Below are 11800 nucleotides of genomic sequence, written 5' to 3' on the forward strand. Positions count from 1 at the left end.
AGAAACGCATGAACCAGCAACTGACCTTGTATCACTGCCCGCACTCGCGCTCGACCGGCGTGCTGACCCTGCTCGAAGAACTGCACGCGCCCTACGAGCTGCATGTGATGAACATGAAAAAAGGCGAGAACCGCGAACCCGCCTATCTGGCCATCAACCCCATGGGCAAGGTGCCGGCCATCCGCCATGGCGACGCCATCGTCACCGAGCAGGTGGCCATCTACCTCTACCTGGCCGACCTGTTCCCGCAAGCGAAACTGGCGCCGCCGCTGGGCGATCCGTTGCGCGGGCCATACCTGCGCTGGATGGCTTTCTACGGCAGCTGCTTCGAGCCCGCCATCGTCGACCAGTGGATGAAGAACAAGCCAGCCGACAAGCAAGCCTGTCATTACGGCGACTACGACACCATGTTCAACACCCTGGTCGAGCAGCTGTCGAAAGGCCCCTACCTGCTGGGCGAGCAGTTCAGCGCGCTGGATGTGTTGTGGGCCACCGCCTTCCGCTGGATGCTGATGTTCGGCATCGTGCCCAAGCTGCCTGTGATTGAAGCGTATGTGCAGCGCGTGAACAGCCGCCCGGCCGCCATCGCCGCCCATGAGAAAGACGGGGCGCTGGCCGCGGAGCAGGCCGCCGCGGCCTGATCAGCGCTTCTCTTCCATCAGCGCCAGCAGGTGACCGTCCGGATCGCGGAAGAAGCCCATCCACAATTCGTGGTCGGGCATCTTGGCGATCAGGTGCGGCTCGCGTTCGAAGGCCACGCCCTTGGCTTGCAGTTCGGCCGCCACCGCTTCAATCTGTGCAACCTTGAAGTAGTGGCAGACGCCGGTGCCGGCGTCGATCTTGTCCTTGCCGCCTTCCAGCATCAGCCGCACGCCGCCGCAATCGAAGAACACCAGATCGCCATAGCGGAACAGCTTGGGCAAGCCCAGTGCCTCGCCGTAAAACTGCTCGGCACGGTCGGCGCTGGTGACGGGAAGGGCGAACTGGCCCAGTGTGGACAAACCCATGACGGTCTCCTTATGGCGGCCCGCGCCGCGAGGTGTGGATGTGAGCGGCCCCCGGTTGCAAGGCCTTTTTGATGAGAGCAAGCGCTAACTCCGGCTGGGCGCTGCCGCACATGAAGATGTCGGCGGCGGCGAAGCCGCATTCCGGCCAGGTGTGGATGGTGATGTGGGATTCGGCCAGCAGCACCACGCCGGTCACACCCTGGCCCTCGCCAAAACCGTGGAAGTGGCTGAACAGCACGCATGCGCCGGCGCGTTCGGCGGCGTCGCGCAGCAGGGTTTCCAGCGCGGCGCAGTTGCTCAGTTTTTCGGCAGCGATGCCGCTCAGATCAGCCAGCACGTGGGCGCCGGACGGTGCGTGGGCCGTGGCGCTCGCGGCTGGCGTGGCGCCGCCGGGCAGCGTGTCGCGCCTCACTTGTGGCCTCCGCCGCCCGAACCGCCGCCCCAGCTGCCGCCACCGCCGCCGGTGTGCGAACTCCAGGTGCTGCCGCGATAGCCGCTGCCGGTGCTGGCGCCGCCGCTCATGCGCGTCCAGCTGCTGCCGGCGCTGAACAGCACCACGATGATCGCGTAGATGAAAAATTTGCTCATGCCTGATCGTTGTTATCGAGGTAAATCGCCGGGAGATAGATCGCCAGTGCGCCGATCGCGCTCAGCAACCAGGTCTCGGAAAAATTCGCCAGCAGCGGGACCGCATTCAACACCAGCATGAACCAGATGATGTACTTGGCGGTATTGCGATAGCGGTTGTTGGCGAACGGCTTGTTTTTGGACGGCGATTTCACGCGGCCCTTGAACGCGGCACCAAACCACAGCGCCAGCTGGTCGGCCGATACCGGCGCGGAGCGCGACCACGTCATCTCGCTCTCCGTGGTTTCGGACGCCAGCCGCAACTGGCCGGCCTGGAATTCCTCCACCCGCGTGCGGTCGCCCACGGCCACGCGCCAATTGAAGGCGCCCACCGCGTAGGTCACCACCGAACCGTAGTCGTACAGCCGGGAAAACTGGACTTTATCCACAAGCACCGTCGGCTCGCCCGGTGCGTAGGCGACCGGCCATTCGGCCAGCACGTTGGCGCCGGACCAGCCTTCGTCGGTCTCCACCAGCCACGAGAAGCCGGAGCGCGGGCCGTACATCAGGTACTCGTTCCACTGCGTGCCCTCGTCGTCGGCGCGGCGCATCATGCCGATGATGGTGAATTCCTGGTTGTTGATTTTCGCGGACGCGCCCAATTCAAGCGTCAGCGGCACGGCGGCCACGCGTTCGCCGGCTGCCACCACTTGCGCTTCCGGACTGGCGGCGTCGATCTGCGTGGCGCACGCCGGGCACACCAGATTGGCCGTCACACCGGGCAGGTATTTGATCGGACTGCCGCAGGACGGGCAATCCAGCGCATCCAGCTTGCCGCGATACCGGCCGGCCGCGCGCTGGATGGTGTCGTCGTCGCGCAGCAGTTGGCATTGCAGGCTATCCAGCGTGACGGCCAGGCCGGTGTAAATCATGGGACGCGGCGAATCCGAATAATCGAGCGTGATGAACTCCGCACCGCGGCGAAAATCCGCCACGCGCGCCTGATAGCCGTCGCCCACCTTGAACGGCAGCTCGCCCTGGCCGCCGACGCAGTCGGCCACGCGCACTTCGGCCGCCAGGTAAGGCGCGCCGTTGATGGCATAACGTTGTCCCGGCCTCAGCTTCTCGAATGACGGCAGCTGTGCCTCGCCCTGATACTCGGCGGTGATGGTGTACATGCCGGACGAATCGCCCAGCCACGAGGTTTTGCCGTCGTCGAAAATCAGATACCACTCGTTCCACATGCCGGCCGGGTAGCGCAGCTGGATGCGCCCGACCACCGTGAACGGCCGCCCACCCAGCACGCCGGCGGTACCGATCTGGATCGGCGAATAGTCCTCCAGCACGGACGACATCTTGCCCAGATCCTTGACCGCGTCCGCATCCTTGAGCACACGCGTGCTGCAATACTCGCAGACCGCCATGACCGAGGCATGCGAGCGGAATTTGACCTCCGCGCCGCAGCTGGGGCAGGAAACGATTTGCACGCGCTTAGCCGATCAGTTTTTTCAGCAGTTCGGCTTTGGCGCTGTCGTAGTCGGCGGCCGAGATCAGGCCTTTGTCCAGCAGGCCCTTGAGTTTTTCCAGGCGCGCCTCGATCGGCTCTTCGGCCGGCGCCGGAGCGGCGGATGGCGCCATTGCCGCGCCCATGCTCTGGCCGATCACTTGGCCCACCGTCATGCCGGCGCCCAGACCCGCGCCGATGCCGGCCAGGCCGCCCTCGTTCCCGGCCGCCAGCGGAATTGAGCTGGCCACCTGATACTTGGTGAAGCCGGCCAGCTTGTCCGCGCTCATGCCGCCTTTCATGCCGGCCGAGATGCGCTCGTCCAGCGCCGCTTGCAGTTCTTCCGGCAGGCTGACGCTGGCCACGTTGAACTCATCCAGCCCGATGCCGTAGCGTGCGAAGGCGGTGGTCAGGTCGCCCTTGACCTGCTGCGCCATCAGCGCCTGGTTGGCCGCCATGTCGAGGAAGGGTACTTGCGAGGCGCCCAGCGAGCTGGCCATGGTCGCCATCAGGATGCCGCGCAGCTGGTCTTCCACCTCATCGCGGGTGTACACCTCGCGGGTGCCGCTGACTTCCGTGAAGAAAGCGCGCGCATTGATCACGCGGTAGGAGTACATGCCGAAGGCGCGCACGCGCACCATGTCGAAGTCCTTGTCGCGGATGGTGATCGGCTGCGCCGTACCCCATTTGCGGCCGGTCTGCACGCGGGTGCTGAAAAAATAGACATCCGACTTGAATGGCGAGGCAAACAGCTTGTCCCAGTTTTTCAGGTTGGTCAGCACTGGCAGGGTTTGCGTGGTGAGCGTGTGGGTGCCGGGACCGAACACGTCGGCCACCTGGCCTTCGTTGACGAACACCGCCACCTGCGACTCGCGCACCACCAGCTGGCCGCCGTTCTGAATCTCCTGATCGGCCATCGGATAGCGCCAGGCCAGCACGCCGTCGGTGTCCTCGTTCCATTGCAGTACATCGATAAACTGCTTCTTGATAAAGCTGCCGATACCCATGATGGTCCTCGCTTACGAAATGCAGGCGCCGTTAATCACGCCGATGGAAATGGAGATGGCGCCCAGCAGGCCGCCAAACGCAGTGTTGTTCGCTTCGATCTGGTCTTTCGACATATTCAGCACGCGGGTGGTGATGGCGTAGGCCAGCATCTGCACCACCATGGCGCCGAAGGCCCAGGCGGAAAACTCGCGGTAATCGCCAGTATGGACCAGCGCCGAACCGATGGTGATGGAAAAACCTATCAGCGCCCCGCCCAGCGATAGCGCCGCCGCCAGGTTGCCAAGGCGGATCAGCTTCACCTCGTCGAAAGGCGTCATCCACGTGTAGGCCTTGAAGAACACCGCCAGCAGCACGGCGGCCAGCAGCAGGTGGATCAGATAGTTTAGGATGGCGGGCACGGCGCACCTTCAGGTAAAGTGATTACTTGATAATAATGCAAACGAGCGTAAATGACCAAAAAGATTCTAATCCTGTCCGTCTTCGTGGTGGCATCCTGTGGGTTGGCGTATGAACTGATTGCCGGCGCGCTGTCCAGCTACCTGTTGGGCGACTCGGTGCTCCAGTTTTCCACGATTATTGGATGCTATCTGTTTGCCATGGGCGTGGGCGCGCATTTTTCCAAATATGTGCGCGATGAGGATGTGCTGTCGCGCTTTGTGGATATCGAACTGGCGGTGGGACTGGTTGGCGGCATCTCGGCGGCGACGCTGTTCCTGACTTTCTCGTGGATGCCGGCGCCATTCCGCACGCTGTTGTACACCATGGTGTTCCTGGTCGGCGCCTTTGTCGGCATGGAGGTGCCGCTGGTGATGCGCGCCCTGAATGCGCGCCAGACGGCGTTCAATGAACTGGTGAGCAAGGTGCTGACCTTCGATTATCTGGGCGCGCTGGCGGTGTCGCTGTTGTTCCCGCTGGTGCTGGCGCCGTATCTGGGGCTGGTGCGCACCGGCTTTTTGTTCGGGATGCTGAACGTCGGCGTGGCCCTGTGGACAATCAGGGCGTTTTCCACAGAGCTGAAAAATGTCATGGGCCGCATGCTGCGCGCCTGCTCGGTCCTGTGCCTGCTGGTGTTTGGCTTTGTCTTTGCCGACAAGCTGACTTACTGGGGCGAGCATGGCCTGTTTGGCGATGAAATCGTGTATGCCACCACCACGCCGTATCAGCGACTCGTCATCACCAAGTGGAAGGACGATACGCGCCTGTACATCAACGGCAACCTGCAATTCTCCTCGCGCGACGAGTACCGCTATCACGAAGCGCTGGTGCATCCGGTGTTGCAACCGATGCCGTGGGCGCGGCGCGTGCTGGTGCTGGGCGGCGGCGACGGTCTGGCGCTGCGCGAAATCCTGCGTTATCCGAACATCGGGCATGTGACGCTGGTGGACCTCGACCCGGCCATGACCAACGCCTTCACGCAACGTGAGGAACTGGTCAAGCTGAATCACGGCTCGTTCAGCGACAAGCGCGTGCGCGTGGTGAATGCCGACGCCGCGATCTGGTTGCAGCACAACGACGATATGTTTGACGCGGTGATCGTCGACTTCCCCGATCCTTCCAGCTTCGCGCTTGGCAAACTGTACTCGGTGCCGTTCTACGGCATGGTGCGCAAGCATCTGGCGGCGAATGGCCTGATGGTGGTGCAGTCGACTTCACCGTTCTTTGCGCCGCATGCTTACTGGACCATCGACGCCACGCTGCGCGAAGTCGGCATGAAGACGTATCCTTACCACGCCTACGTGCCGTCGTTCGGCGAGTGGGGCTTCATCCTGGCGTCGCCGCAGGCAGCTTACGCGCCGCCGGCCAGCTACCGCCTGCCGATGCGCTACCTGAACGCCGACACCACGCGCGAGATGTTCATTTTCCCGCCCGATATGAAGCCGATGGCGATGGAGCCGAATCGCCTCAACACGCAGTCGCTCGTGCATGAATTCGAGCAGGACTGGCGCCGGGTGATACGCTGATGCTGCGCCGTTCTTTCTTGGTCTGGGCTGGCGCTTCCGGACTGGCCGCCGCCGGCAGCGGACTGGCGTTCCAGCGCTGGCAGGAAATCACGCCCACGGTGCACTACGTCGGCCGTGACGAGGGCCACTTCCTGCGCGATCGCCGCGCGCTGCCGCCGCCATCGCAAGTTATCCACACCGATATCGCGATTCTCGGCTCGGGCGTGTCCGGCCTCACCGCCGCGTGGAAGCTGAAAAAGCTGGGCAAGACCGATGTGCTGATGATCGACGGCCCGCAACCCTACGGTAATGCCGCCGGTGGGGCGTTTGGCGAATACGCATATCCGACCGGCGCGCACTATCTGCCGCTGCCGTCGCCGGAGTCCACGCACGTGCGTGAAATCCTGGCGGACCTTGGCATCATCCAGAAGGATGCCTTTGCGGAGAAGCCTTACTACGACGAGCGCTTCATCCTGCACGCGCCCGAAGAACGGCTGCTGTTCAACGGCCACTGGCAGGATGGCTTCATTCCCACCGACGGCGTGCCGCGGTGGGAGCTGGATGAGCACAAGCGCTTCTTCGACGAGGTGCATCGGCTGCGCGGCTTGCACGGCGCGGATGGCCGCCGCGTGTTCGTGTTCCCGACCGTGATGTCGTCGGAAGACCCGCAGTGGCAGGCGCTCGACCGCATCACCCTCAAGCAGTGGATGGATCAAAACGGCTACAAGTCACCCACGCTTCACTGGTATCTGAATTACTGCTGCCGCGACGACTACGGTACGCGCTACGACCAGGTGTCGGCATGGGCCGGCCTGCATTACTACTGTAGCCGTTGGGGCCAGGCCGCTAACGCCGGCAACGGCGCGTGGCTGACATGGCCGGGCGGCTTGCAGCCGCTGGCTTCCGGCATGGAGCGCGCGGCCGCCATCAAGCGCATGGCCGGGACGGCGGTGTCGCTGAAAAAAACGGCGGATGGCGTGGAAGCGCTGTGCTTCAAGCTGGAAGACGGCAAGCCGACAACTTATCTTGTCCGCGCCCGCAAAGCCATATGCGCCATGCCGACCTACGTGGCCGCGCGCGTGGTGGAAAATATCGGTGATTACGGCTTTGACGCCGCCAGGCACGCGCCGGAATACGCGCCGTGGATGGTGGCGAACTTCCTGCTCAAGCGCTTCCCGCAAGAACTGCCTAGCCAGCCGCTATCGTGGGACAACGTGGTGTACAGCGAGCCGGGATTGGGCTTCGTGGTCTCGACGCATCAGGACATCCGCGTGCGGCCGCCGGAGAAAACCGTGTTCAGCGCCTACGTCGCGCTGTCGGACCGCAAGGCCAGCACGGCGCGCCATTGGATGGCTGCGGCCAAACCGGAGGAGTTGCTGGCGCTGGCCAGCGCCGATTTGAAAACCGCTTACGGTGCGCAGTTTGCGTCGTGCGTCGAGCGGGTCGACATCACCTTGCGCGGCCATGCGATGGCGGTCCCTTGGCCCAACTTCCGCAGCAACGCCGGCATGAAGGCGCTACGCGAGGTCGATGGTCCCATCCTGTTTGCCCATGCCGACCTGTCAGGATTCTCGGTCTTCGAGGAAGCCGCGTGGTGGGGCTATCGCGCAGCACAGTTGGCCGCCCGGTGATATGCTAAACCGATGACACACAATGCCCGCCAGCGCTTCCGCGCCTCCCCAAAGCTCAAGCTGCGCGACAAGGATGCCGACGACGCAACCTTCTCCAGTCGCGCCGCCAATCCCAAACTCGGTAAATCGCGCGGCAAGACGCTCGATCTGGAGCGCACCGCCGCGCTGATCGACCGCATCGCCGCCTTGCAGGACAAGCTGTATGCGCAGCACAAGCAGAAGGTGCTGCTGGTCTTGCAAGGATCGGACACCGCCGGCAAGGATGGCACGGTGCGCGCGCTGTTCAGCCGCATCAGCCCCATGGGCCTGCGCGCGGTGGCTTTCAAGGGACCGACCGATAACGAACTGGCGCATGATTATCTGTGGCGCGTGCATCAGCATGTGCCGGTCAATGGCGAAATCGCCATTTTCAACCGCAGCCACTACGAGGATGTGCTGATCACCAGGGTGCAGGGCTGGATCGACGACGACGAGTGCAAGCGCCGCTACGCGCAGATCCGCGACTTCGAGCGCATGCTGGCGGAAACCGGCACGGTGATCATCAAGGTGTTCCTGCACATCTCCAGGGAAGAACAGCGGGAGCGCTTGCAGGAACGTCTCGACGATCCGGACAAGCAGTGGAAATTCAACCCGGAAGACATCAAGCAGCGCGAAAAGTGGGACGACTATCAGCGCGCCTACGAGAAAGCCATCCGCGAGACCGATGCGCCGCACGCGCCATGGTACGTGGTGCCGGCCAATTCCAAGACCCATCGCAACCTGGTGATCGCCAGCCTGCTGCTGGAAACGCTGGAAGGCATGGACCTGCAATATCCCCCGCCACACCCGGACCTGTCGTCCTTCACGGTGGTGTAGTCAGGCGATTCACCATGCGCTTGACGGCCGCCATTTGCCGGCCTGATTTTTGCGCATAGCGCGTGTCGTCGTAGGCAAACCAGTCCCAGCACGCGTTGGGATTGGTGAAGGTGGCGGCCGCCTGTGGATAAAGTATCAGCAGGCGATTGCTGTCGGCCCAGGCGTTGTAGCCGGCGTGGCGCACGAAGGTGGCGCCGACGTTGCCGGGATCTTGCAGGCAGCCGTGGAATACCACATGCAGTTTGCAACCCTGTGCCGCGTTGCCGTCGCAGGCCTGCGGAATGTAGAGATAGCCGAAATCCGCCATGCCATGCCAGCCGGGCAGGGCGATGAATTCCGATTGATCGAAGGCGATGAAGCGGCCGCCCAGGGTGCCGCTGTTGCGTGGATTGAGCGGGCCGTGGAGCCAGTTCAGCAGTTCGCCGGCGGCGTCGTAGCCGCAGTTGTTGATGTAGGGCGTGCCCAGCGTGAGGCAGCCGTTGCCATAGCTGTCGGTGGGCATGGCGTGTTCGGCGTTGATGTTGCGCTGGTAGAGGATGCGGTTGGCGTCGATGTAGTGGCGGTAGTAGCTTTGCAGGTCGTCCATCACGGCTTGCGGCACCACCGAGTCGGCGTTGCCGGAGAACATCCAGACGCGGTGGCTGGCCAGCGCGCTGGTGGGATCGATGGTTTGGGTGGTGGCGAACCAGTCGGTGATGGCGATCAGATCGGACACGCGGGTGCCGCCGGGGCGCACGCGGCAGGCGAACAGGTCGCTGGTGCAGCTGCAACTGGTGGTGGCGGTGAACAGGCTGCCCTGGGAACAAAAATACGGACCGCCGGCAATGATGCCCGCCCCCGTCACCGTGCGCGAATAGGCCACCTCGAACTGCACCGCCATGTAAGCGCCGGACGACAGGCCGGAAACGCTGACCTGTCCGGCATGCATCACCGGCAGCGACGCCACCTGCGCTTGCACGGCGCAGGCCCACAGTAACAGCAAGCAAAAATATCGCATGGCGCACCTCCGTCCTTCCTGAGAAGAAGGTAACGCCAGACCGGCTATTTTGCTTAATCTGGGTCAATCGTGCGAGGGGCACTAAATTGGACTAGAATGATTTTTTTCCCATTCTTTCCGGCCGACCATCATGTCCAAAACCATCGCCCAACTGTGCCTCGTTTCCTCGCTGACCGTATTGGCCGGCGCCTCCGCGTTTGCGCAAGCACCGGCTGCCGCGCCAGCCGCACCGGCCGCCACGGCGGCGGCTCCGGGCAGCTGCCCGGCCATCCTCAAGCAAACCTTCAAGCGCCTGCAAGACGACTCCCCACAGGACCTGTGCCAGTACTCGGGCAAGGTGATCCTGGTGGTGAACACCGCCAGCTACTGCGGTTTCACCAACCAGTATGAAGGACTGGAGGGCCTGTATGCCAAGTACGGCAGCAAGGGCCTGGTGGTGCTGGGTTTCCCGTCGAACGATTTCGGCCAGCAGGAGCCGGGCTCCAGCAAGGAAATCGCCGATTTCTGCTACAACACCTACGGCGTGAAATTCCCGATGTTTGCCAAGTCGGTGGTGTCGGGCAAGGAGCCTAATCCGCTGTTCGCCAACCTGATCAAGGCCACCGGCAAGGCGCCGGCGTGGAACTTCCATAAATACCTGATCGACCGCCACGGCAATGTGGTGACCAACTTCGGCAGCAAGGTCACGCCGACCGACAAGCAGTTGGTCAGTGCCGTCGAAAAAGCGCTGGGCTCTTAAGAGGTCGTTTCAAAAAGCCCGCAGCTTCGTTGCGGCTCCTCGCCGTGCAGGTGCACTGTCGTCGTCGCCGCGCCTCGCTGCGTGCATTTTGAAACAACCTCTACCGGACCAGCGCGAAACCTTCATCGAGCCAACCGGTAATCCCGCCCGGCATCACCTTGACCGGGCGGCCCAGCTGCGCCAGCCGCACGGCGGCACGGGCCGCGCCATTGCAGTGCGGGCCGGCGCAATACACCACGAATAGCGTGTCGGCCGGGAATTCGGCGATCTTCGAACCGATGATCTTGCGGTGCGCCAGGTCCAGCGCGCCCGGCACGTGGCCGGCCGCGTATTTCTCCGTGCCGCGCACATCCAGCAACACGAAATCCTGCTTGCCGCTGGCGAGCGCATCGTGCACGTCCCAGCAATCGGTTTCGTAGCTGAAGCTGGCTTCAAAGTGGGCCAGGGCGGCGGCGCTGTCGGCGGCGGGGATGGCGGTGACGAGGGACATGCTGAATCTCCTGTAGTGGTGAGCGATGTCGTCATTGTGCGGCGGCGTCGTCACGGCCAGAAGTGGCGCATCAGCCAATCTGCGTTAAGATTACGCCATGAAAAAACATCTCGTGGTGGCGCTGGCTTACGACCGCCTGTGCACTTTTGAGTTCGGCTGCACGGTCGAACTGTTTGCGCTGGAACGTCCGGAACTGGGCGTGGACTGGTACGACTTTGCCGTCTGCGCGGTGGAGCAGGGGCCGATCCGCGCGGCCGGCGGCATCACCGTGCAGGCGCCGTACACGCCGGAGTTGCTGGCGCTGGCCGACACCATCGTTATCCCCGGCTGGCGCGATGCCGACGAGTTGCCGCCGCCACAGTTGCTGGAATGGATACGGGCCGCGCACGCGCGCGGCGCGCGCTTGTGCTCGATCTGTTCGGGCGTGTTCGTGTTGGCGGCGGCCGGTGTGCTGGATGGCCAGCGCGCCACCACCCACTGGCGCTACGCCGGGCGGCTGGCGCAACGCTATCCGCGCATCGACGTGCAGCCCGACCAGCTGTATGTGGATAACGGACAAGTTATCACCGCCGCCGGCTCGGCGGCCGGGCTGGACATGCTGCTGCACCTGGTGCGGCGCGATCATGGCGCCAAGGTCGGCAACATGGTGGCGCAACGGCTGGTGGTGGCGCCGCATCGCGAGGGCGGGCAGGCGCAATTCCTGCCGCGTCCCATGGCGCAAGGGGAGCAGGGCCGGTTGTCGAAGCTGATGGACTGGGTGCGCAGCCATCCGGCGCGGCCGCACACCGTGGCCAGCATGGCCGAACGCGCGGCCATGAGTCCGCGCACCTTGCAGCGCCAGTTCCAGCAGGCCACCGGCTACGGGCCGATCGAATGGCTGATCCGCGAGCGCGTCGCCATCGTCAAGGACATGCTGGAGGAGCCTGATGTGCCGCTGGCGCGGATCGCCGAACGCGCCGGCTTCGGCTCCGAGGAATCGCTGCGCCACCACTTCCGCAGACTTGCCGCGACGACACCGGGCGCTTACCGAAAGCGCTTCGTGCTACGCTGAGCGCTCTCTTA

The 11800-nt window shown here is 63.7% G+C and carries 14 protein-coding genes; 6 read left to right on the top strand and 8 right to left on the bottom strand.

Features of this window, described 5'->3' with window-relative positions; genetic code table 11:
* Positions 1-8: 8 nt before the first annotated feature.
* Positions 9-641 (top strand): glutathione S-transferase family protein, encoded by a 633-nt coding sequence (locus GM676_RS15985; protein ID WP_155464696.1) that lies wholly within the window; start codon positions 9-11, stop codon positions 639-641.
* On the opposite strand, the gene GM676_RS15990 is transcribed toward GM676_RS15985, so the two are convergent.
* From GM676_RS15990 to GM676_RS16015, 6 genes are read right to left on the bottom strand one after another with little or no spacing between them, the layout of a single operon-like run.
* Positions 642-1007 (bottom strand): VOC family protein, encoded by a 366-nt coding sequence (locus GM676_RS15990; protein ID WP_155464697.1) that lies wholly within the window; start codon positions 1005-1007, stop codon positions 642-644. It abuts the gene before it with no gap.
* Between the two features lie 10 nt (positions 1008-1017).
* Positions 1018-1419 carry an adenosylmethionine decarboxylase gene (gene speD / locus GM676_RS15995; RefSeq protein WP_371866260.1) on the bottom strand — a complete coding sequence of 134 codons (402 nt, stop codon included), beginning with the start codon at positions 1417-1419 and terminating at the stop codon, positions 1018-1020.
* Positions 1416-1595: a hypothetical protein gene (locus tag GM676_RS16000; protein ID WP_155464698.1), complete on the bottom strand. Its 180-nt coding sequence runs from the start codon at positions 1593-1595 to the stop codon at positions 1416-1418. Before GM676_RS16000 ends, speD begins: the two co-directional genes overlap by 4 nt.
* Positions 1592-3061 (bottom strand): DUF4178 domain-containing protein, encoded by a 1470-nt coding sequence (locus GM676_RS16005; protein ID WP_371866261.1) that lies wholly within the window; start codon positions 3059-3061, stop codon positions 1592-1594. The genes GM676_RS16000 and GM676_RS16005 overlap by 4 nt, the downstream gene beginning before the upstream one ends.
* Before the next feature lie 4 nt (positions 3062-3065).
* Entirely contained in the window at positions 3066-4085 is a 1020-nt protein-coding gene (locus tag GM676_RS16010; protein ID WP_155464699.1) for an SPFH domain-containing protein, read from the bottom strand.
* Between the two features lie 12 nt (positions 4086-4097).
* Positions 4098-4484 carry a DUF350 domain-containing protein gene (locus GM676_RS16015; protein ID WP_371866262.1) on the bottom strand — a complete coding sequence of 129 codons (387 nt, stop codon included), beginning with the start codon at positions 4482-4484 and terminating at the stop codon, positions 4098-4100.
* Positions 4485-4535: 51 nt separating this feature from the next.
* Here GM676_RS16015 and GM676_RS16020 point away from each other — a divergent pair, with 51 nt between their 5' ends.
* From GM676_RS16020 to GM676_RS16030, 3 genes are read left to right on the top strand one after another with little or no spacing between them, the layout of a single operon-like run.
* Positions 4536-6047 carry a polyamine aminopropyltransferase gene (locus GM676_RS16020; RefSeq protein WP_155464700.1) on the top strand — a complete coding sequence of 504 codons (1512 nt, stop codon included), beginning with the start codon at positions 4536-4538 and terminating at the stop codon, positions 6045-6047.
* A complete protein-coding gene (locus GM676_RS16025; RefSeq protein ID WP_155464701.1) occupies positions 6047-7657 on the top strand; it encodes an NAD(P)-binding protein in 1611 nt (536 codons plus the stop codon). Before GM676_RS16020 ends, GM676_RS16025 begins: the two co-directional genes overlap by 1 nt.
* Before the next feature lie 12 nt (positions 7658-7669).
* The gene (locus GM676_RS16030) at positions 7670-8512 is read left to right on the top strand and encodes a PPK2 family polyphosphate kinase (protein ID WP_155464702.1); all 843 of its coding nucleotides are present in this window, start codon (positions 7670-7672) and stop codon (positions 8510-8512) included.
* Here the strand turns inward: GM676_RS16030 and GM676_RS16035 are convergent.
* Positions 8499-9509, bottom strand: coding sequence for an extracellular catalytic domain type 2 short-chain-length polyhydroxyalkanoate depolymerase (locus tag GM676_RS16035; protein ID WP_229262719.1), 1011 nt, complete (start codon positions 9507-9509; stop codon positions 8499-8501). The two genes, GM676_RS16030 and GM676_RS16035, sit on opposite strands and share 14 nt — an antisense overlap.
* A 130-nt stretch (positions 9510-9639) precedes the next feature.
* Between GM676_RS16035 and GM676_RS16040 the strand changes: the two genes are divergently transcribed.
* Entirely contained in the window at positions 9640-10248 is a 609-nt protein-coding gene (locus GM676_RS16040; RefSeq protein WP_155464703.1) for a glutathione peroxidase, read from the top strand.
* 100 nt (positions 10249-10348) lie between these two features.
* On the opposite strand, the gene GM676_RS16045 is transcribed toward GM676_RS16040, so the two are convergent.
* Positions 10349-10738, bottom strand: a complete 390-nt coding sequence (locus GM676_RS16045; protein ID WP_155464704.1) for a rhodanese-like domain-containing protein — start codon at positions 10736-10738, stop codon at positions 10349-10351.
* 97 nt (positions 10739-10835) lie between these two features.
* Between GM676_RS16045 and ftrA the strand changes: the two genes are divergently transcribed.
* Complete coding sequence (gene ftrA / locus GM676_RS16050; RefSeq protein ID WP_155464705.1) at positions 10836-11789, top strand: transcriptional regulator FtrA; 954 nt, start codon at positions 10836-10838, stop codon at positions 11787-11789.
* Positions 11790-11800: the final 11 nt, after the last annotated feature.

It is taken from the genome of Duganella radicis (assembly GCF_009720825.1).
In the GTDB taxonomy this organism is placed as follows: domain Bacteria; phylum Pseudomonadota; class Gammaproteobacteria; order Burkholderiales; family Burkholderiaceae_D; genus Rugamonas; species Rugamonas radicis.